This window comes from Spongorhabdus nitratireducens (assembly GCA_947387575.1).
Classification (GTDB): Bacteria; Pseudomonadota; Gammaproteobacteria; order Pseudomonadales; family Endozoicomonadaceae; genus CANDOC01.
In genome coordinates this window covers 334,781-354,278 of the sequence record CANDOC010000002.1, presented here as the reverse complement: position 1 = coordinate 354,278, position 19,498 = coordinate 334,781, and the positions used below count along the sequence as shown (strand labels likewise).

Below are 19,498 nucleotides of genomic sequence, written 5' to 3'. Positions count from 1 at the left end.
TCGTGTCAGACGATATGACCTGAAGCTGCAGATGCCTGTTCCGGGTTTCCTGAACAGGCATCTTTTTAAATATACGAATATTGATTACGTAGAATTTATAAAAGCAGGCATTTCTTCTTTTTCTGAAATTCCAGCGACTGACTGATGTCATTAGAAACATTTAAAAATTATTCCCAGGAAGGGCGTATCGTAAACATCAGGCTGCTATTGGCGCTGGTCTGCATGTTGCTGCTGACAGCAGTTTTGATTTCACGCCTTGTCTATCTTCAGGTTGACCAGCATGATGATCTGGCAACGCTTTCCGATGAAAACCGTATTCACCTTCGCCCGCTGCCCCCGACCCGGGGTTTGATTTATGACACCCATGGTGAACTGCTGGCCTATAACCGGCCAAGTTTTCTGCTTGTCGTAGTGCCGGAACGGGTGGACAGTATGGATCATACGCTGGCTGCCCTGCAGGAGTTGATAGCGCTCGATGATAGCGATATTAAAAAATTCCGTGACCGGGTTCGTCGTCGCCGCCCGTTTGAAGAAGTCCCGCTGAAATATAACCTGACCGAAGATGAGATTGCCCGAATAGCGGTTAATCAGTTCCGTCTATCTGGCGTAGAGGTCTCGGCTCGACTTATTCGTTATTACCCCTTCGGTAAAGACTTTGCTCATTCAGTTGGTTATGTGGGCCGTATCAATGAGCGCGAGTTGAAATCGGTTGATGCCAGCCGTTACAGCGGTACCGATACCATCGGCAAGATCGGTCTGGAAAAGTATTACGAACCGATATTAATGGGTAAGCCTGGTTATCAGGAGGTTGAAAGTAATGCCCGGGGACGGGTGCTCCGGGTGCTGAAAGAAGTCCCGCCAGAGCCCGGGCAAAATCTTGACCTGTATCTGGATGCTGAATTGCAGGAGGCTGCGGTCAAGGCGCTGGGTAATAAACGAGGAGCTGTTGTTGCGATCGACCCGCAAACCGGTGGTGTGCTGGCATTAGTCAGTACGCCAGGGTTTGATCCCAACCTGTTTGTAACCGGTATCGACTCTCCGACTTACAGTGCATTGCGGGATGATATCAACCGACCACTGTACAACAGGGCGACGTTGGGAGAATACCCGCCTGCTTCCGTATTAAAGCCGGTCATGGCACTGGCGCTATTGGAAAATAATATTGTCACTCCTTCCGACAGGGTATTTGATCCGGGCTTTTACCGATTGCCGGGCAACGAGCACAAATACCGTAACTGGAAACGACAGGGGCATGGTTGGGTGAACCTGAAGAAAGCCATTGTCGTATCCAACGATACCTATTTCTATGCCCAGGCCAATAAGTTGGGTATCGATAATATGCACAGCTTTGTTTCCAGATTTGGCCTGGGTGAAACCTCAGAGCTTGACCTCGGTGAAGTGCGACCAGGTTTGCTGCCCTCAAGAATCTGGAAAAAAGCGCTGTACAACCAGCCCTGGTATCCGGGTGAAACCATTATCGCCATCATTGGTCAGGGCTATATGCTGTCCACTCCAATGCAACTGGCAGAAGCGATCATGATGATTGCCAACCGGGGCAAGTATATAAAACCCAGACTGGCCAAAAATGAACCGCTGAATGATGACAGCAGTGATATGTCTTCCAATCTGGTCGAGAAGCGTCCGGAAAGCCGGGATGTGAAACTCCAGAATGATGCCTACTGGGATCTGGTCATTGATGCTCTGGACGATGTGGTCAGTGATCAGACGGGGACGGCCTATTGGCGTATTGGTCGCAAACGAAAGTATGACATTGCTGGTAAAACCGGTACGGCACAGGTTGTGAGTATTCCTCAAGGCGAAAAATATGATGCTGAAAAGCTAAAAGAGTTTCAGCGTGATCACAGCTGGTTTGCCGGCTTTGCTCCGACCCGGAACCCCAAAATTGTCGTCGCGGCGATTCTCGAAAACAACAAGGGATCAGCCAACCTGGTGCGTGATGTCATGGATGCCTATCTGTTGAGGCCCGGGATGATGGATGACAAAAAAGTGGCAGAAAAGAGTGATGCCGTGAAATCCAGCCAGGGAGAGAACGGATGAGCCAGCATGATTTTCTCAGACAGGCTGAGTCCGGTCATAATCTGGGGCAGCAAACGCCGCTGCTGACCCGGTGGCATATTGATCCCTGGTTAATTTCACTGTTGCTGTTGCTGACAGGGTGCGGTTTATTTGTGCTCTACAGTGCCAGTGATCGTAACCTCAGCATGGTTATTCGACAGGCGGTATACCTGGGCATCAGTTTTGTTGTGATGATCGGCATTGCCCAGTTGTCACCAAGATTTCTCAGTCGTTGCTCGCCCTGGCTTTATGCTGCAGGGGTATTGATGCTGGTGGCTGTACTGGTGGTGGGTGATGGTGCTAAAGGCGCCCAGCGCTGGCTGGCATTTGGCAGTTTTCGTTTTCAGCCATCAGAAGTATTGAAGCTGGTGATGCCGGTTGTAATTTCAGCCTGGGTATCGCGGCAGGTTTTGCCTCCGGGTGTGAAAGCGGTAGTGGTGACGTTGATTCTTATCGCGATGCCTGTTGCCCTGATCGCGAAACAACCGGACTTGGGTACTTCCTTGCTGGTTGGCGCTTCTGGAGTCTTTGTACTGCTGTTGGCAGGTTTGAGAAAACGGGTAATTTTCTCCGCTGCTCTGGCTGCAATCCCGGCACTATGGGTGCTGTGGAATTATTTGATGAAGGCTTATCAGAAGCAGCGGGTACTGACCTTCCTCAATCCTGAGAGTGACCCCTGGGGCTCCGGCTGGAATATTATCCAGTCCAAGATCGCAATCGGTTCTGGTGGTGTTTATGGCAAGGGGTGGTTGTTGGGCACCCAGTCTCACCTCGACTTTTTGCCGGAAAGCCATACTGACTTTATTCTTGCGGTACTGGCAGAAGAGTTTGGTCTGGCCGGAGTGCTGGTGCTGTTGACCATTTATGCCTTTATTATCGGGCGAGGGGTGTTTATTGCGATGAATGCCCAGACTGTTTTCGGGCGCTTGCTGGCAGGCAGTATTACCCTGACATTCTTTGTTTACCTGTTTGTGAATATTGGTATGGTCAGCGGCATTCTGCCTGTAGTTGGAGTGCCTTTACCTCTGGTCAGCCGTGGTGGTACGTCATTGGTTACGCTGATGGCCGGTTTTGGCATGTTAATGTCAGTTCATACTCACAGAAACCTGCTTGCTCGCGGCTAAGGTGCGAGCAATTTTCTTTTTCGCTCTTTTCTCTGTATCTGAATCGCTGTTCGGGCAAAGGCCCGGACAGCTTCCCGCCTGTCATAGATTTCACCTTCCTTTATGTTAGTTTTGTAAAAACTCAATCTGGGGGTTTTGCATCTGCTTCATCCATGTGAAGATGAGAGCATTACAGCTTTTTGTTCAGGTGGAATGAGTGATGTGGTGGACTGCCACGGGCTGTTGTCGCTTGTATACCACCAAAGAGGAAACCACAGGGTATGAAAATACCCAGACAGCCATGGGTAAGCCGGTACCTTTACAACAACCGGTACCCCGGAAACAGGTGAAGAAAAGCATGATTGGAACAATGAGTCGTGTTCAGCGACCCGGGCTGGCAAGCTGGCTGGCCCCGTTTCTGGTCAGCGGCTCACTGCTAGTGACAAGTGGTGAGGTGATGGCTGGAGGAACCGAGACCCAAGCAACTGCTGGTGCTCAACAACAAGTACAACAAAAAGCTGCCGTCGCGTTCCACGAACGTGAAGATGTACGTTTATTTATTGATGAGATGGTACGGGAACAGAAGATGGACCGTGCCTATCTGGAAAAGCTCTTCAAACAGATTGAACCCCGGGAACGCATTGTCAGCATCATGGAGCGCCCTGCTGAAAAGCGTATGGAATGGGATCGCTACCGGGATATTTTCATTACCGATGCTCGAATCAAGAAAGGTGTCGAGTTCTGGGAAAAGTATGCTGACCTGCTGCACGCAGCGTCCATAAAATACGGTGTGCCGCCGGAGGTTATTGTCGGCATTATCGGCGTTGAAACCTACTTTGGTCGTCAGTCTGGCGGCTTCAGGGTCGTTGACTCTCTGGCAACACTGGGCTTTAACTACCCGCGTCGGGCCAAGTTTTTCCAGAAGGAATTGCGGGAACTGTTAATCCTGTCCCGCGAGCAGGGTTTTGACCCGTTATCCCTGACCGGCTCTTATGCGGGTGCCATGGGTATTCCCCAGTTTATGCCTTCGAGCTTTAGAGTTTACGCGGTTGATTTCAGTGGCAACGGCCGCAGTGATATCTGGAATGACCCGGCTGATGCCATTGGCAGTGTGGCTAACTATCTGAGTGTTCATGGCTGGGAGCAGGGTAAGCCGGTTGCTTCACGAGCTCACGTCAAAGGTAACTTTGAGGAAGGCCTGACTGATGGCCCTTCTCCCAAGCAGACGGTTGGAGCATTGCAAAAGTACGGGTGGAAACCGCGCAATATTCTGGCTCCCGGCGCCAAGGCTACAGGCCTGCGCTTTAATGGCAAAAACGGTCCGGAATACTGGGTGACGCTGAAGAACTTCTATGTCATCACCCGTTATAACCGCAGCAACCTTTATGCAATGGCTGTTTATCAGTTGGGGCAGGAAGTCAAACAGGCTTATGCACACCAACCGGCGACCAGCACACAGAAAGCTGCAGAGACAAAATCAGGATCAACAACTGTATCTGCTAAGGAAGCGGATTCCAAAGGCTGATGACAATATACGACAAGACAAGTTACTGCTCCGGTCATGGGATGATTGAGAGCAGTAGCTGGAATATTTCAGTTCGCCGGACCGGTATGTTGGCCGGCGTGCTGTCTCTCGCCTTGCTGGCAGGCTGCTCCGGCCGAAAAGACTCTCCGTTTATTGACCCCCATATCAAGGACAGAGGCCCGGATAATCCGGGGTTTGATGTCAGTCAGGTGCCTGATGCCGTTCCTCGTGTGCATGATGGCCCGATAAAAAACTCACCTTATGAACTGGCCGGTGTGGATTATAAGCCACTAGCTTCCTCTGCCGGATATTCAGCGACCGGAACAGCATCATGGTACGGTGCCAAGTTTCATGGTCGCCATACGGCGAACGGTGAGGTCTATAACATGTACAAGATGACAGCGGCACACAAAACCTTGCCGCTGCCGTCCTATGTCAGGGTTACCAACCTTGAAAACTCGAGGTCAGTCATTCTGCGGGTTAATGACCGGGGGCCTTTTCACGGCGACCGGTTGATTGACCTGTCCTGGGTTGCAGCCAAAAAACTGGATTTCCACAACAAGGGCACAGCCCGGGTTAAAGTGGAAGGTATTGATCCGTTGGTATTTGCCCAGGAACAAGCTGATGTCATGCCAGTAACCGGCGTGAAAAAGCCGGGTATTGCCGGTCAGCCGGAGTTGTTTTTACAGCTGGCAGCGCTGAAGAGCCTGGATAATGCTCACCAGTTACGGCAAAAGGTTCATGAATCTCTGGGTATATCCGCCCGGGTAGTGACAGGAAAAGAGCGACCGGATCCTTTCTACAGGGTACGTATCGGCCCGGTAGACTCTCCGGGAGAACTGGAAACCTTGCTGGAACAATTGAACCGTTCCGGTTTTGCAAAGCCTCATATGGTGTATGAGTAAGTCGCACCTTTCACCGCAGCAGGGCACGACCTTATAATAAAGATTCGCTGCGTATGATGCTTTTTTACACAGAATTTATTGATTGTTGAAATATTGATCACATGACGATTTCCAGAAAACTGAACAAACTGCTGCAGGTCGGTACCTTGCTGACGGCTCTTTCCAGCCTTCATGCAGCAGCGGCAGCGATGATTCCTTCCCCGCCACAGCTGGCCGCTACCAGCTATATTCTCGTTGATGCCGTTACCGGGAAGGTACTGGTGGAACAGGGTGCGGATGCCCGGGTTCCTCCAGCGAGCCTGACCAAGATGATGACGGCCTATGTAGCTGAAGCTGAGCTGGCCAGTGGTAACATCAATCGTGATGACAAGGTGTTGGTGAGTGAAAAAGCTTGGCGTATGGGTGGCTCCCGCATGTTTATTGAGGTAGGAGAGAGGGTTTCTGTTTCAGACCTGCTGAAGGGGGTTATTATCGTTTCAGGCAATGATGCCAGTATTGCTTTGGCTGAGCATATTGCCGGTAGCGAAGGTTCTTTTGCCGATTTGATGAATTCTACTGCCAGCCGGATTGGAATGAAGAATACTCATTTCGTAAATTCTTCGGGCTATCCGGCTGAGAACCATTATTCATCTGCCCGTGACCTAGCCACTTTGTCCCGACATATCATTTATGACTTCCCTGAGTACTACACACTTTATGATGAGAAGTACTTCCAGTATGGAGTCAACAAGAAAACCGGCAAGCCGCTGAACCCTCAACCGAACCGTAACTCTCTGCTGTGGAGTAACAAGGCAGTCGATGGCCTGAAAACCGGTCACACCAGTGCTGCCGGCTACTGTCTGGCGGCCAGTGCCAAGCGTGACGGTCAGCGTTTGATTGCTGTTGTGCTGGGCACCAAGAGCGAACGGGCGCGTGCCAGCGAAACCCAGAAGCTGTTTACCTACGGCTTCCGCTTCTTCGATAACGTTGAAATCAAGAAGGGTGGCAAGGCTCTGGAAGTCAGCCGGGTCTGGAAAGGTACTGCTGATGAAGTGGGTCTGGGTCTGACCAAGGATCTGGTCGTTACTGTGCCGCGTGGCCAGGAAAAGAACCTGAAAGCGACCATGCAGATCGACAAGCGTATCTCTGCACCGATTGCCAAAGGCCAGACACTTGGCATGATTGAAGTCAGACTGAACGATGACGTGATTGAGAGTGTACCGCTGGTAGCTCTGGATGCGGTAGAAGAAGGCGGCCTGTTCAAGCGTCTGCTGGATGCAGTCAAACTGTTCTTCATCGAGCTGTTTGGTGGCTGATAGCCTGAAAACTTAATAGGGACATGGGGGCGGCAGCATAAGCGCTGATGAGTATTGTTTATCTGAATGGTGAATATCTGCCTCAACAGGAAGCGCGGATATCTGTGATGGACCGCGGTTTTCTATTTGGTGATGGCGTTTATGAAGTTGTCCCGGTCTTTAATGGTCATCTGTTTCGCTGGGACCAGCACCTCAACCGGTTACAACGCAGTCTGGCTGAAATCAGGATTGACCTCGACTGGGATCATGACAAATGGCAAAAGATGTTACGCACTTTGCTGTTGAAAAATCCCGGTCGCACCCAGACATTGTATATTCAGGTGACCCGGGGAGCCGGAGTGACTCGCCGTCACGGTTTCCCTACGGAAGCTGAGCCTACTGTTTTTGCGATGTTGAGCCCGCTAGAGAGTCACTTGCCGGATTCTCTGAACAAGGTCAGCCCGATTCATGCCATTACCCTGCAGGATCACCGCTGGCAGCGCTGTGATATCAAGTCGATATCGTTGCTGGGGAATGTGCTGCACCATCAAGAGGCACTGGATGCCAAGGTGGATGAAGCCATTCTGCTGAATGCCCGGGGTGAACTGACAGAAGGCTCGGCCACCAACGTGTTTGTGGTAAAGGACGGGGAAATTTCCACCCCGCCAGCAGATCGAAATATTCTGGGTGGTGTGACCCGTGATCTGGCCATAGAGCTGATCAATACGGATGCACGATACACCTGCAGTGAACGTATTATCCCGAAGGATGAACTGTTTCTCGCGGATGAAGTCTGGATTACCAGCTCCAACCGGGAAATATTGCCTGTCGGTGTTATTGATGGCTGCACAGTGGGAACAGGGCAGCCAGGTGCCGTCTGGCACCATGTCGCCGGCCTTTATCAGGCATTTCGACAACAGTCCGGAAATGCAGGGTTGAAGCCGGCTACAAACTGAAAGAGACGTAGAGAATGAGTGATAAGCAGCAGGCGCCTGAAGCGCCGCGCATTGAGTTTCCCTGTGATTACCCCATCCGTGTTATGGGTGACGCGGCACCAGATTTTAAAGACTTTGTCTGCCGGGTGATGAAAAAGCATGATCCGGAGTTCAATGGTGAAGCCAAGGTGCGCGACAGCCGTACCGGTAAGTACCTTTCTGTACTGGTTACCATCAAGGCGACCGGTGAACCGCAACTCAAGGCTATTTTCGAAGAACTGAAAGCCAGCGGCCGGATCAAAATGGTGCTCTGATTGTAGTTACAGGGTCTGGCTCTGTTCGGACCCGTTTCTGCAACAAGAACTGTTCTGGATAAAGCGGCAATAGACGAGACGTGGAATACAGCGCGTGGAGATCGTAGTAAGAAAGCTGGGGCGTCAACCCTATGAGCCCATCTGGCAGGCAATGAAAGCCTTCACAGACCAGCGGGACGAAAATACTCCGGATGAGCTCTGGTTTGTGGAGCATGATCCGGTTTTCACTCAGGGACAGGCCGGCAAGGCCGAGCATGTGCTTGCTCCGGATGATATTCCTGTAGTGCAGGTAGACCGGGGTGGGCAGGTCACTTATCATGGCCCGGGTCAGCTGGTTGTCTATCTTTTGATCGATGTACGCCGTGCCGGCAGTGGGCCTCGAAAAGTCGTTTCGGCGATAGAGAGTGCCATTGTCAAAACGCTGGATCAGCTGGGTGTGGACTCAGCCTATGCCCGGCCTGATGCACCCGGGGTGTATATTGATGACGCCAAGATTGCAGCTTTGGGACTACGCTTTCGTAAAATGCGCTCGTACCATGGACTAAGCTTCAATCTGGATATGGATCTGGAGCCTTTCCTGCGCATCAACCCCTGCGGTTATGCCGGGATGGCGGTCACCCAGCTGAAAGATCATGTTTCAGTGATGCCGAAGCATTCCGAAGCAGAGGAACGTCTGCTGCAGTGTCTGCTGGATGAGCTGGGTTACCAGTCAGCACGGTTTGAAGCATGGCAGGGTGAGCCTTCTGCTGCTCTGTTCTGAGCAGCGGCACGAGGCGTGAAGGATCAATAGACACCCACAACGGGGTTGGCAGGCGAGGCGATACCTGACAGAAACCTGCCCCCTGTCATAAGGCTAAGGATAATAATTCCGGTACGATCGGAAATATTGACAATATATCGACCCGGGGCGGCGGCTCAATGCAAGAAAGTAATAGAATTCCCACCGTTCAGATTGCCGCTGAGCATGTAGGCAGTGGTGAAAAGTTTGTTAACGACAAAGGCATCACTGCGATCAAGAATGGCATCAAGGCCAGCAGTGCGCAGCCTGTCACCAATGTAAAGCGCAAGCCGGAGTGGCTGCGCATCAAGGCTCAGTCTGGTACCAAGTACAAGAACGTCAAGAGCACTGTTCACCAGCACAAACTCAGCACGGTATGTGAAGAGGCCATGTGCCCGAACATCAATGAGTGCTGGAGCTCCGGCACCGCGACAATCATGCTGATGGGTGATGTCTGTACCCGTGCCTGCCGTTTCTGTTCGGTCAATACCGGTAACCCCAAGGGTTGGCTGGATCTGGATGAGCCGGCGAATACTGCGGAAAGCGTACGCCTGATGAATCTGAAATATCTGGTGCTGACTTCTGTCAACCGAGATGATCTGGACGATGGTGGTGCTGGTCACTATGCCGAATGCGTCCGCAAGGTGAAGGAAGTTAATCCGAATACTGATGTTGAAGTACTGACGCCGGACTTCCAGGGCAATATGGCTGATGTAGAAAAGGTTGTGGACAGTGGTATCGCTGTGTTTGCCCAGAATGTGGAAACCGTAAAACGACTGACCCATCCGGTACGTGATCCCCGTGCCAGCTATGAGCAAACACTGGCTGTGCTGGAACACTCCAAAAAATATCGCCCCGACGTATTGACCAAAACCAGTCTGATGCTGGGGCTGGGTGAAACTGAAGATGAAATTGTGGAAGCGATGGATGATCTGCGGGCAATCGGAGTTGATATCGTAACCTTCGGTCAGTATCTGCAGCCGACCAAAAACCATCTGCCGATTGATCGCTATGTAACACCGGAAGAGTTTGAGAAATACCGCCAGTGGGGACTGGAAAAAGGTTTCCTTGAAGTGGTATCCGGTGCACTGGTGCGTTCCAGCTACCGTGCCGAGCAGGTTCTGCAGAAGAACAATGTAGGGTTATAAATCCAATCCTGCAGGTTCCTTCTAAAAACCGGAATGGCTCCATCGTTCCGGTTTTTTTATATCCTGTCTTTTCAGCCGCTATGCTTGGTGGGCTTTGACTTGGGTTAAGACTTTAATAACTTCCGCCATTGATGCCCTGCTTCCTATAGTGATTCGCACACATCTGTTTAGCGCAGGCTCGTGAGTCTGATTTCTGGCGACAATTCCGGCGTGTGATAATAGGTCATAGAGATCTTCAGGACCTTTTCCCTTAATCAATACGAAATTGGTTGCCGATGGATAGATGCACTCAACCAGAGGACTGTTCCGGATTTGGGAAATGAACCAGTCTCTGGTTTCAATCAAGTCTTCAGTTTGTTCCTGCATTTTAGAAAGCCCGTCGGGAGACAGGGCGGATATTGCAATTTCAGCGCAGGGATCCGGAATTGGATAGGGTGCTACCAGTCTTGCGATGTAAGTCATGACATCCGGGTTTGCGATCAGGAAACCACAGCGAACGGCTGCCAGACCAAAGGCTTTGGACAGGGTTCTGATAACAACGAGGTTGGGATACTGTTCTAAAAGGTCAACCATGGATGTGTCCGGGGCAAATTCTATATAGGCCTCATCAACCACGACCAGTGTCGTGTCCTGTGCGGCTTGTAGTAAGCCTTCAATAGTCTGCTTATCAATAACATTGCCGGTAGGGTTATTGGGTGAGCAAAGAAACAGTAGCTTGGTATCTGACAGTTCTGATTTCAGGCTTTGAAGGTCGAGCTCGAAACCCTCTGTCAGGGGAACCTTCTTTACATTTACCGATACTGCGTTGGCGCAAAACTCATACATGCCGTAAGTAGGGGGACAGATCATGATCTGGTCTGCTCCCGGCTGACAGAATGTCCGCACCAGTAAGTCAATTGCCTCGTCGGCGCCTCGAACAGCCATAACCTCGGCTTCTGTTCCACAATATTTTTTATAGGCTGCTTCCAGCTCATGAGGCAGGAAATCCGGGTAGCGGTTGTATGGTGTCGTATGGACGTCACTGTACTGACAGCACTGCTCAAGCTCATTGGCGTTCAGCCAGAGATGCCCTTTACCGCCTGTTCGGCGGGCAGACTGATAAGGCTCAAGAGACTTGATGTTCTCGGGAACCAGGCGGGATGCAAGTGAGCCATTCATACGACGTAGATCAATCCATTTTTATATCTGTGAAGCGTAGAGAAATTATATAAAAATATACTTTGCAGTCTACTGTGTATTTTCTGGTATATTTCGATGGTCGCACAATATGATGTGAGTAGTGAACATGACACAGAAGGCTCCGTTCATTGTTAATGAACAGCAAGTGAAAGCGTTACTGCCGGAATTAAACGTAAGAGCGTTAATGTCCTCCCTGTTCCGGGATCTGGGAAACAATCTGGCTGTTCAGCCGCCACAAACACTGACGTTATTTCCTGATAATAAAGGTGACTTTATTACCTATCAGGGCGCACTGGCAGAAGAAAAAGTGTTCGGTGCCAAGCTGTCCCCCTATCTCATCACCGGGGATAAACCCATTATCACGGCCTGGACCAGCCTGATGTCAATGGAGACAGGGCAACCACTTTTACTGTGTGACTCAGGCTTGCTGACGGTTGAGCGCACTGCCGGCACAACGGCACTGGCTGTTGATTGTCTGGCGGCTCCCGAGAGCAAAAACCTCGCTGTTATTGGAACAGGTAATGTTGGACTGGCTCATTTGCGTCATGTTCTTCCATTGCGTGACTGGGAATCTATTGGTGTATTTGCGCCGGAATTGACCAAAAATCAGCAACGCATGGCTGACATTGAAAGTATCGACTCTAGAGTCCAGATTGCTGCCAGCGTTCAAGAAGCTGCTTTAGGGGCTGATGTGGTCATGCTTTGTACATCTTCCGGATCACCGGTGATTTCAGAGCAGGATATCAAGGCCACGGCACTGGTAACGTCGATCAGTACAAATGTTGCCAATGCCCATGAAGTACCGCCTTCATTGCTTGGCAAGGCTGATGTCTATTGCGACTACAAAAAGACAACACCCGCCAGTGCCGGTGAAATGGTGCTGGCAAAAGAGCAGTATGGTTGGGATGCTTCTGCCATAAAGGGGGATCTGGCAGATCTGGTTAATGAGAAGTGTCCGCGTCCGGACTATGACAAGCCGGTATTTTTCCGTTCGATTGGTCTGGGGCTGGAAGATGTAGCAATTGCTTATGGTATCTGGAAGCTGGTTAGCCAGAACTAGTTATTAATAAAAATAGATAATGAAGAGGTAGAGCCGTCATGAAGATCAAGGCTTTCGGTGTTGAAATGTGGATGAACGAATATGAAAACCACTGCCGATATAATCTGGCTGAAACCTGTGTCGAGTCACTGACCGTTGAGCAACTGCTGGAAATGTCCGGAAAAAAGGATGCGATCCTGCAGGAACTGCTGCCCATGAAGCTGACTTACGGAGCCATCGAAGGTTCAGACCGGCTGCGTGACAACATTATCCAGCTTTATGGAAAACAGAAGCGCGAAAATATTGTGGTGACCCATGGTGCCATTGGGGCCAATGCACTTGTGCATGAGACTCTGGTTAATCCCGGTGACAGGGTTATCTCAATTTTACCGACCTATCAGCAGCATTACTCGATTCCTGAAAGTTACGGGGCTGATGTCCAGATCGTTAAACTAAAAGAGGAAAACGGGTTTCTGCCAGACCTGGATGAAGTGCGGGCATTGGTGACAGACAATACTCGCCTTATAGTGATAAACAGCCCGAATAATCCGACGGGGGCATTGATAGAAGAGCCCATGCTCAGAGAGTTGGTTGAAATTGCCCGCTCCTGTGATGCCTACTTGTTAAACGATGAGGTGTATCGGGGTACCAATGCAGAAGGTGATGGTTTTACAACATCTGTCGCTGATCTGTATGAGAAAGGTATTGGTACCAGCAGTATGTCCAAGACCTTCTCTCTGGCAGGCTTGCGCCTGGGTTGGGTTGCCGGGCCTGAAGAGTTGATCCATGATATTTGTATCCACCGGGATTACAACACGATCAGTGTTGGCATGTTGGACGAGCATTTTGCTGCGATTGCTTTGGAATGTCGTGATCAGATCCTGAACCGTAATCGTCAGATTTGTCATGAAAACAGGGAAGTTCTGGATGCCTGGATTGCACAGGAACCAAAGATTTCTTATGTAAAACCCAAGTCAGGAACAACAGCCTTGCTGAAGTATGACATTGATATGTCCTCACGAGAGCTGTGCGTCAAACTGCTGGAATCCAAGGGTGTTATGTTCACGCCTGGTAGTGTGCTGGATATGGAAGGTTATCTGCGAATTGGCTATGCCAATAATCCGCAAGTGCTGCGTGAAGGCCTGGAGAAGTTCTCCGAGTTTCTGGCCGAACTGAACTAACGGGTCTTTAAACTCTGAATCATCATACCCCGACCCTATGTGGTGGCTCGGGGTATGAGAGTTACACTGGGGATATTGGTTTATCTGTTCTTCAGTTCACGCAGATAGTTAAATATGGTCGCCCGGCCAATGCCGATGACATTGGCAATATATTCCGCTGCACCTTTGCCATTAAATGCCCCTTCATTGAACAAAGCTTCAACCAGCTGCCGCTTGTCGGTTCGGTTTAATGTCGCCAGTACAAGATTTTTGTTTCCAAGCCAGTAATGGATGTAGCTGTTGATCTTCTCCTGCCAGTCATCATGAAACAGCTTTTGGGGCTGAGGTATCAGCTTGCTACTGGCGGGCAACAGCAGGCTTAAAGCTTCCATGGCAGCATCAACGTGGGCAGTACTCATATTAATACACATCATGCCAGTGGGGGCGTTGTCATCGCTTCGAAGAACCACGCTGGCCGAACAGATATTGCGACCATCCCAGTTACGCTTCTGATAGGGGCCGATTACCCTTTCCGAATCATCAAAGTCGACGTCATCCAGCAGGGCTGGATCACCTACCTTTCGTTTGGAAATATTGTTGGATATATAGGCAATACTCTGACTTGCCAGGTCATGAATGATGACTTCAACGTGGTCACCAAACAGCAAGGTTATGCCATCTGCTATCGGGCCATAATGTCTGGCAAGGTAGGCTGCAGTGCCTTGCTCCGTGAAACTGTTCATCGCGATGGAAACTGACTTTGATAATTGCAGCCCATGCTAGCGGTCAAAACATTTATTGTGAAGTCAGGGTTATTTCACCTTAGGGACTGTTCACAATGTCATCCCATCATGGCCCAATTCGATACCCTCAGCCAATTGGCCGCCGGCTATCAGCCAGTTATCCATATCATGGCTGATATGTGTAAGTATCGTGTGCTTGATGCCTAATTGCTGGTGGATCTCTGTGGCGATAGACAGATCATTATGATTTCGAGGTTTATTTTCGGATGGTGGGTGACTGCAGTCCAGAATCATCATATCTGGTGTATGTTGGGTCAGCCACAACAAGGTTTCATCAGGTAAACCAACAGTGTCAGTCAGATAGGCAATCCGGTAGCCTCTCCGTTCAATTAGATAGCCATGGCAGGGACGTGAATGCATTAGCAGCAATGGCGTTACAGTGCATGACTTCAGAAGCAGAGGTTCGAAAGGTTGTATTGGGCGAAAATCCAGAATACCGGAATGTTTCAGCAGATCAGCGCAGCCGGCAGGATCATTCGGGCAATAAACCGGTATCTTTTGCCCTTTGCCCCAGCGCAGCTCGAACAGTCCCTGAACGTGATCGACATGGAAATGGGTCAGCAGTATTGCATCCAGTGAACCCGGTGGATAATGCTCCGCAAGGTTCATCAAGCCGCAGTCGATACACAGTGTCTCGCTCTTTGTTTTCACTTTGGCACTGGTGGCCCGGCGACGGTAAGCAGGGTTCCTGACTGCGCGCAGGCAAGCCGGACAGTCACAGCCATATAACGGAACACCACCGGCTGCCGCCGTGCCGGTCAGGGTCATCTCTATATCTGGCACAGCACTCATCTGGTAATGTGTATCCGGTTTCAACAAGATATTCACTCTAACCAAAATACGTCAGGCATGACACAGATTATCAGTAACAACAAATCCTCTCTCTCTTCAGTAAAAGCGCTGTTGCTGGATATGGATGGCACGCTGTTTGACAGCGAACGCATTCATAAAGACGCCTGGCAGATGACTGCAGCTGAATTCGGCATCCAGTTGGATGACAAAGCCTACAGCCGTTTTATCGGACAACGGTTTGAAGAGTGTGTCGAAATACTGACAGCGCTGGCAGGAGATGGGTTTGATCCGGCCCCTTACCTTGCCCGCATGGCTGTTATTGAAGCAGATCTGAAGTGCGAGGGCGTTCCTTTTCGAGATGGTGCGTTAGCACTGCTGGAATATGCTTTGAGAGAAAAATTCCGGCTGGCTTTGGTCACCTCTTCAAGACCGGAGACTATCGAAGCCAACTTTGCCGGTAGCGACTGGCTACAACACTTTGAAGTGATCGTCTCGGGTAATGATGTCACCTGTGCCAAGCCAAATCCGGAAGGCTATCTGTTGGCCTGTCAGCAGCTGGATCTACTGCCTGAGAATACGGTTGCTGTAGAAGATACCAATACCGGTGCAGCAGCAGCGATTGCTGCCGGGTGTCATACTATTGTCGTACCTGATAAATTATTGCCGGTGACACCTGAAGTTGCGGTTAACTCACTGGCGGTGTGTGACTCCCTTCATGAAATCATTCCATTGCTTGATCACTAGGGGCTAGAAGGTAAATAGAATCAGCAGCAGTATCAGCACGGGACAGACAATTCGAATATACCAGGGCCATATTTTCCAGAACCAGCTGCTGCCTATATTCGGGCAACCCTGCTGAAGTTCCTGCAGTTTATGATGGCGCGACCAGACCCAGCCGGTGAACAGGCAAACGGAAAGGCTGAGTAGTGGCATGGCGTAACGGGTTGTTGCGCCGACGATCAGAGCAAATAACGGTTCATGCCAGAGAACAATGCAGACGCTGATGGCAAAGGCTGCGATAGATACCAGCCATGAACTCTGGGGTCTGAGAGCCCAGTGCCGGCGTTGAATAATGGCGACGGGGACTTCCAGCATTGAAACGGATGATGTCAGAGCGGTGATTGCAAGCAAGGCAAAAAATGCGACAGAAATCAGTGCACCAAAATGACCAAACTGGATAAACAGAGCCGGCAAAACATCAAAGACCAACGTGTCCGCACTTTTAAGGGCGCCTTCCGGGGTATGGATTTCAATCCCGTGATGCAGCGCCACAAACATCCCGGGAATAATTAACAGACCAGCCAGTATTGCTACCAGCGTATCAGTCAGGGCAACGCCGGCTGCCAGCAGTGGTACATTGCTGTTTCGGCTGAGATATGCGCCATAAACCAGCATTACGCCAACGCCAAGAGACATGGAAAAGAATGATTGCCCCAGGGCATGGATCAGTAACTGGTGATCAAATAGTTTGCTGAAATCCGGCATCAGGAAGTATTTCAGACCCTCTATTGCACCGGGCTGTGACAGCGTGAACCCAATCAGTGCCAGCATCAGCAGCACAAGTAACGGCATTAAGCGGCTGCACCATTTTTCAATACCATCTGCGACGCCTCCGGAAACAACCTGGGTCGTCATAAACATGAAGCATGCCGTTGCTGTCAGGGTCGGAACCGTCTGAAAAGACATCAGTGTTTGACTGAATTGTTCGAAACCCAGAAGCAGAGCAACGGGCGCGAGGCCAAAGCAGAGAATCCAGCCGGCAATAATGCTGTAGAAGCTGTAAATCAGGATAACGGTCAGGGTCGAGGCCCAGCCTGTTACCTGACCCAGAATCCGGTGAATCGGAGATGAAGACAGTTTGGATAGCGTTTCTACCGGATCGGAACGGCCATAACGGCCAACCAGTAATTCTGCCGTCAGCATGGGCCATGCCAGCAGAAATGAAAACAGCAGATAGGCCAGCACAAACGCACCACCACCGTTATCAGCTGCCTGAGTAGGGAATCCCCAGATATTGCCAACACCAACGGCGGAACCAACAGCGGCAAGGAAAAAGCCGATTCGAGACGAAAACTGCACAGTTGAGTCTGAACCGGATGTTGTTGGTCTTTTGAGAGAAACCTGTTCCGCCACTGTTTTACCTTTGTTCAATGATTAACAACAAAATAGCACAAGCCGTACTTGTGCTATTCCACTGCCATCATCAGAAGGTATACCAGATCAGAACCAGCACCAGTGAAGGGCAGACAATCCGGATATACCAGGGCCATATTTTCCAGAATAGACTGTGCTCAATATCAGGATATCCCTGCTGCAGTTCTCTCAGCTTGTGATGTCTTGACCATATCCATCCGGCAAAAATACAGACGGCAAGACTCAGCAGGGGCATGGCATATTGGGTGGTCAGGCTGACAATGAAGCCAAACAACACATCGAACCAGCGCAGCATGCAGAAACACAGGATAAATGTGAGTACTGTTATCAACCAGGCCCCCTGGGGGCGATGGACCAGATGCCGGCGCTGCATCACCGCGACAGGTACCTCAAGAATAGATATCGCAGACGTCAGAGCAGTGATTGCAAGCAAGGCAAAAAATGCCAGAGATACCACTACGCCGGTGGATCCTAGCTGGTTGAAAAGTGCTGGTAACACATCAAATACCAGTGTGTCTGCACTTTTCAGTACACCTTCCTCGGTATAGATGTCGATGCCGTGGTGCAGGGCAACAAACATTCCGGGGATGATCAACAATCCGGCCATGATTGCCACCAGTGTGTCCGTCAGGGCAACACTGGCTGCCAGTAAGGGAACGTTGCTGTTATTGGTCAGGTAGGCACCATAAACAACCATAATGCCGACACCCAGCGACATGGAGAAGAAAGATTGCCCCATGGCACTGACCAGCAGGTCTTTGTTCAGGATCTTGCTAAAGTCCGGCAACAGAAAATAGCGTAATCCGTCCATGGCACCATCCTGAGTCAGGGTGAAACCAATCAGTCCCAGCATCAGCAGAATCAGTGCTGGCATCAGACGGCCACACCACTTCTCAATACCTTCTGCGATACCTCCGGCGACAATGGAAGCAACCATCATCATAAACAACGTGGCTGTTATCAAAGTGGGAACAATACTGAATGAGGTCAGTGACTTGGCAATATCATCCAGCTCAAGCATTGAGAAGACCGGAGCCAGGCCAAAACAGATAATCCAGCCGGCAATGATGGCATAGAAACTGTAAATCAGAATGACGGTAATGGTTGAAGACCACCCGACAAACATGCCGAACCATTTCAGGAGCGGGTTTGGGTTAATCATGCCCAGTGTTGAAACCGGGTCTGAGCGGCCATAGCGACCAATGACCAGCTCTGCAATCAGCATCGGCCAGGCCAGCAGGAAAGAAAAGCACAGATACACCAGCACAAAGGCCGCACCACCGTTATCAGCAGTCTGGGTTGGAAAGCCCCATATATTGCCAATACCGACAGCAGAACCTACAGCTGCCAGAAAAAAACCAAGTCTCGATGAGAACTGGGTCGAGGGAGCCGCCTTATTGTTAGAACTCGATTCTTGTGTCGTCACTTGATCACCTGATCCTGAGTTGGGAAGTCCTCTCTTAACATCAGCCTTGTGTATCAGGTACAGAACTTAATTGCCCTGATCTTCTGTGCTCTTGTTTTTGTAACATGTTTTGATCATGACTGTTTATCATGAAAATACAGCCTTCTTCGGATCCCTTGTCAGGATGGGCCGTATTTCTGATGATGGCTGTTTGTCAGTATAAAAATTATATGGAATTAAGCGCAGCAGATGATTGCGAATTGATTGGGGGGAACTCACAAGCTAAACAATAATCTACCAAGTAGGACGTTTTTTTTAGCAGTAAATATCATGCCCCTTGATCGATACGATATACGGATACTCGAAGAGCTCCAGAAAGACGCATATATCAATAATCAGGAACTGGCAGACAGAATCGGTTTGACGCCGTCACCCTGCCTGAGAAGAGTGAAGCAGCTTGAAGAGCAGGGGGTTATCGCAGGTAGAGCGGTGCTGCTTGATCCGGATCTGTTGGGGCTGAAATTACTGGTTCTTATTCATATCAGTATGGACAAACATATACCGGATCGCTTTGAGACGTTTGAAACTGCGGTGGAAGGATATCCAGAAGTGCTGGAATGTAATCTGATTACCGGACAGTCAGCAGACTATATGTTGAAAGTGCTGGTTTCTGATATGAAGAACTATCAGGATTTTTTGCTGAAAAAACTGACAGCTATTCCAGGTGTCAGCGGGGTTCATTCCAGCTTTGTTTTAAGTCAGCCGGTAAAACGAAATGGTATTCCGCTGCATCATTTGCGCTAGGGGCTGTTGACAATTAAACATGGGGAACCCTTCGGGTTCATCACACAAGCCCTCATGCCACGTTGAACGGCTTGAACATGGAACCACCATGCCCCGCGCCGCTC

The 19,498-nt window shown here is 50.2% G+C and carries 18 protein-coding genes; 13 read left to right on the top strand and 5 right to left on the bottom strand.

The window, feature by feature from the left end; translation table 11 throughout:
• Window positions 1-144 precede the first annotated feature (144 nt).
• From mrdA to lipA, 9 genes are all read left to right on the top strand, one after another.
• On the top strand, window positions 145-2,058 hold the full coding sequence (gene mrdA, locus ACYZZ0_RS06175; protein WP_461535721.1) for a penicillin-binding protein 2: 1,914 nt from the start codon (window positions 145-147) through the stop codon (window positions 2,056-2,058).
• Complete coding sequence (gene rodA, locus ACYZZ0_RS06170) at window positions 2,055-3,200, top strand: rod shape-determining protein RodA (RefSeq protein ID WP_461535720.1); 1,146 nt, start codon at window positions 2,055-2,057, stop codon at window positions 3,198-3,200. Before mrdA ends, rodA begins: the two co-directional genes overlap by 4 nt.
• A gap of 199 nt (window positions 3,201-3,399) precedes the next feature.
• Window positions 3,400-4,704, top strand: coding sequence for a lytic murein transglycosylase B (mltB, locus tag ACYZZ0_RS06165; protein WP_461535810.1), 1,305 nt, complete (start codon window positions 3,400-3,402; stop codon window positions 4,702-4,704).
• Window positions 4,704-5,609, top strand: coding sequence for a septal ring lytic transglycosylase RlpA family protein (locus ACYZZ0_RS06160; protein ID WP_461535719.1), 906 nt, complete (start codon window positions 4,704-4,706; stop codon window positions 5,607-5,609). Before mltB ends, ACYZZ0_RS06160 begins: the two co-directional genes overlap by 1 nt.
• A 101-nt stretch (window positions 5,610-5,710) precedes the next feature.
• Window positions 5,711-6,904, top strand: a complete 1,194-nt coding sequence (locus tag ACYZZ0_RS06155) for a D-alanyl-D-alanine carboxypeptidase family protein (RefSeq protein ID WP_461535718.1) — start codon at window positions 5,711-5,713, stop codon at window positions 6,902-6,904.
• Window positions 6,905-6,951: 47 nt separating this feature from the next.
• Window positions 6,952-7,839, top strand: coding sequence for a D-amino acid aminotransferase (locus tag ACYZZ0_RS06150; protein WP_461535717.1), 888 nt, complete (start codon window positions 6,952-6,954; stop codon window positions 7,837-7,839).
• 14 nt (window positions 7,840-7,853) lie between these two features.
• Window positions 7,854-8,132, top strand: coding sequence for an HP0495 family protein (locus ACYZZ0_RS06145; protein WP_461535716.1), 279 nt, complete (start codon window positions 7,854-7,856; stop codon window positions 8,130-8,132).
• 94 nt (window positions 8,133-8,226) lie between these two features.
• Window positions 8,227-8,892 (top strand): lipoyl(octanoyl) transferase LipB, encoded by a 666-nt coding sequence (gene lipB, locus ACYZZ0_RS06140; RefSeq protein ID WP_461535715.1) that lies wholly within the window; start codon window positions 8,227-8,229, stop codon window positions 8,890-8,892.
• Window positions 8,893-9,050: 158 nt separating this feature from the next.
• Window positions 9,051-10,058 (top strand): lipoyl synthase, encoded by a 1,008-nt coding sequence (gene lipA / locus ACYZZ0_RS06135; RefSeq protein WP_461535714.1) that lies wholly within the window; start codon window positions 9,051-9,053, stop codon window positions 10,056-10,058.
• 78 nt (window positions 10,059-10,136) lie between these two features.
• On the opposite strand, the gene hisC is transcribed toward lipA, so the two are convergent.
• The gene (gene hisC, locus ACYZZ0_RS06130; RefSeq protein WP_461535713.1) at window positions 10,137-11,216 is read right to left on the bottom strand and encodes a histidinol-phosphate transaminase; all 1,080 of its coding nucleotides are present in this window, start codon (window positions 11,214-11,216) and stop codon (window positions 10,137-10,139) included.
• Between the two features lie 127 nt (window positions 11,217-11,343).
• Between hisC and ACYZZ0_RS06125 the strand changes: the two genes are divergently transcribed.
• Window positions 11,344-12,297 carry an ornithine cyclodeaminase family protein gene (locus ACYZZ0_RS06125; RefSeq protein ID WP_461535712.1) on the top strand — a complete coding sequence of 318 codons (954 nt, stop codon included), beginning with the start codon at window positions 11,344-11,346 and terminating at the stop codon, window positions 12,295-12,297.
• Between the two features lie 38 nt (window positions 12,298-12,335).
• Window positions 12,336-13,457 carry an aminotransferase gene (locus ACYZZ0_RS06120; RefSeq protein WP_461535711.1) on the top strand — a complete coding sequence of 374 codons (1,122 nt, stop codon included), beginning with the start codon at window positions 12,336-12,338 and terminating at the stop codon, window positions 13,455-13,457.
• A gap of 80 nt (window positions 13,458-13,537) precedes the next feature.
• Here the strand turns inward: ACYZZ0_RS06120 and ACYZZ0_RS06115 are convergent, their stop codons facing one another.
• Window positions 13,538-14,179 carry a helix-turn-helix transcriptional regulator gene (locus tag ACYZZ0_RS06115; RefSeq protein WP_461535710.1) on the bottom strand — a complete coding sequence of 214 codons (642 nt, stop codon included), beginning with the start codon at window positions 14,177-14,179 and terminating at the stop codon, window positions 13,538-13,540.
• 90 nt (window positions 14,180-14,269) lie between these two features.
• Window positions 14,270-15,031, bottom strand: a complete 762-nt coding sequence (phnP, locus tag ACYZZ0_RS06110) for a phosphonate metabolism protein PhnP (protein WP_461535709.1) — start codon at window positions 15,029-15,031, stop codon at window positions 14,270-14,272.
• Between the two features lie 57 nt (window positions 15,032-15,088).
• On the opposite strand from phnP, the gene ACYZZ0_RS06105 reads away from it, so the two are divergent.
• A complete protein-coding gene (locus ACYZZ0_RS06105) occupies window positions 15,089-15,775 on the top strand; it encodes an HAD family hydrolase (protein WP_461535708.1) in 687 nt (228 codons plus the stop codon).
• Between the two features lie 3 nt (window positions 15,776-15,778).
• Here ACYZZ0_RS06105 and ACYZZ0_RS06100 read toward each other — a convergent pair whose 3' ends face one another.
• Entirely contained in the window at window positions 15,779-17,110 is a 1,332-nt protein-coding gene (locus ACYZZ0_RS06100) for a sodium-dependent transporter (RefSeq protein WP_461535707.1), read from the bottom strand.
• Between the two features lie 124 nt (window positions 17,111-17,234).
• Entirely contained in the window at window positions 17,235-18,611 is a 1,377-nt protein-coding gene (locus ACYZZ0_RS06095; RefSeq protein ID WP_461535706.1) for a sodium-dependent transporter, read from the bottom strand.
• A 309-nt stretch (window positions 18,612-18,920) separates the two neighbouring features.
• Here ACYZZ0_RS06095 and ACYZZ0_RS06090 point away from each other — a divergent pair, with 309 nt between their 5' ends.
• Window positions 18,921-19,394, top strand: coding sequence for an Lrp/AsnC family transcriptional regulator (locus ACYZZ0_RS06090; protein WP_461535705.1), 474 nt, complete (start codon window positions 18,921-18,923; stop codon window positions 19,392-19,394).
• The last annotated feature ends 104 nt before the right edge of the window (window positions 19,395-19,498 follow it).

Excerpts from the sequence above, each read along its gene's own strand:
- mrdA (WP_461535721.1), top strand. The coding sequence starts at position 145 with ATGTCATTAGAAACATTTAAAAATTATTCCCAGGAAGGGCGTATCGTA.
- rodA (WP_461535720.1), top strand. The coding sequence starts at position 2,055 with ATGAGCCAGCATGATTTTCTCAGACAGGCTGAGTCCGGTCATAATCTG.
- mltB (WP_461535810.1), top strand. The coding sequence starts at position 3,400 with ATGTGGTGGACTGCCACGGGCTGTTGTCGCTTGTATACCACCAAAGAG.
- ACYZZ0_RS06160 (WP_461535719.1), top strand. The coding sequence starts at position 4,704 with ATGACAATATACGACAAGACAAGTTACTGCTCCGGTCATGGGATGATT.
- ACYZZ0_RS06155 (WP_461535718.1), top strand. The coding sequence starts at position 5,711 with ATGACGATTTCCAGAAAACTGAACAAACTGCTGCAGGTCGGTACCTTG.
- ACYZZ0_RS06150 (WP_461535717.1), top strand. The coding sequence starts at position 6,952 with ATGAGTATTGTTTATCTGAATGGTGAATATCTGCCTCAACAGGAAGCG.
- ACYZZ0_RS06145 (WP_461535716.1), top strand. The coding sequence starts at position 7,854 with ATGAGTGATAAGCAGCAGGCGCCTGAAGCGCCGCGCATTGAGTTTCCC.
- lipA (WP_461535714.1), top strand. The coding sequence starts at position 9,051 with ATGCAAGAAAGTAATAGAATTCCCACCGTTCAGATTGCCGCTGAGCAT.
- hisC (WP_461535713.1), bottom strand. The coding sequence starts at position 11,216 with ATGAATGGCTCACTTGCATCCCGCCTGGTTCCCGAGAACATCAAGTCT.
- ACYZZ0_RS06125 (WP_461535712.1), top strand. The coding sequence starts at position 11,344 with ATGACACAGAAGGCTCCGTTCATTGTTAATGAACAGCAAGTGAAAGCG.
- ACYZZ0_RS06120 (WP_461535711.1), top strand. The coding sequence starts at position 12,336 with ATGAAGATCAAGGCTTTCGGTGTTGAAATGTGGATGAACGAATATGAA.
- ACYZZ0_RS06115 (WP_461535710.1), bottom strand. The coding sequence starts at position 14,179 with ATGAACAGTTTCACGGAGCAAGGCACTGCAGCCTACCTTGCCAGACAT.
- phnP (WP_461535709.1), bottom strand. The coding sequence starts at position 15,031 with ATGAGTGCTGTGCCAGATATAGAGATGACCCTGACCGGCACGGCGGCA.
- ACYZZ0_RS06105 (WP_461535708.1), top strand. The coding sequence starts at position 15,089 with ATGACACAGATTATCAGTAACAACAAATCCTCTCTCTCTTCAGTAAAA.
- ACYZZ0_RS06090 (WP_461535705.1), top strand. The coding sequence starts at position 18,921 with ATGCCCCTTGATCGATACGATATACGGATACTCGAAGAGCTCCAGAAA.